Origin of the sequence: Faecousia intestinalis, assembly GCF_040096185.1 — a bacterium.
Classification (GTDB): Bacteria; Bacillota; Clostridia; order Oscillospirales; family Oscillospiraceae; genus JAZOXB01.
Genome location: NZ_JBBMFF010000021.1, coordinates 1 through 559, shown reverse-complemented (window position 1 = coordinate 559; position 559 = coordinate 1). Strand labels below are relative to the sequence as shown.

The window sequence follows — 559 nt, the reverse complement described above, 5'->3', positions numbered from 1 at the left end:
GTATTTCAAGATTTTCAAACCGATAAGTTGGGGCGAAAGACCCGCTGAGCGCCGCAGCCGATTTATTCAGAGGTTCCATAGGTATAGGCCGAGACGCTGCTTCCGGCCTCAGTGGTGTTATCGTACGCTTCGCCGGCGTTCCGCTCCGGCGTACCGCCGTCCGGCTCAGCCTTGTGCTTTGCATGCAGGCGGAGGAACAGCACGACGCAGCCGTTGGCTGCAAGGCCATTCCAGGGCTCCGGCAGGAAGGACGACAGCACGGCGGCAAAGCCGCAGAGGACCGCGGCGAGCAGCAGGATGCCGCCGACGAGAACGCGTTTTCCGAATTTGGTTCAAAACGAATCCTTCCTATGGGCGCTTCTTTCTGTGTTGTGCTTACAGGGGCAACGATAAAGCGTACAAACCAATTGCATCTGTAGCGGCGTTCCCTGCGCAGGCCCACCGGGCGAGAGAAAATGTAGCGGCGCTCAGTGAGCGCCATAGGCAGTTGCGATTCCTTTGGCAGGGATTCCATGGCTTGAGATACCCAGATTTGTCATTGCGAGGTCCCGAAGGGGCC

General features: G+C 58.5%; 1 protein-coding gene. It reads right to left on the bottom strand.

Features of this window, described 5'->3' with window-relative positions:
• Nucleotides 1-62 precede the first annotated feature (62 nt).
• Nucleotides 63-260 carry a hypothetical protein gene (locus tag WMO66_RS00160; protein WP_349134385.1) on the bottom strand — a complete coding sequence of 66 codons (198 nt, stop codon included), beginning with the start codon at nucleotides 258-260 and terminating at the stop codon, nucleotides 63-65.
• Between the last annotated feature and the right edge of the window lie 299 nt (nucleotides 261-559).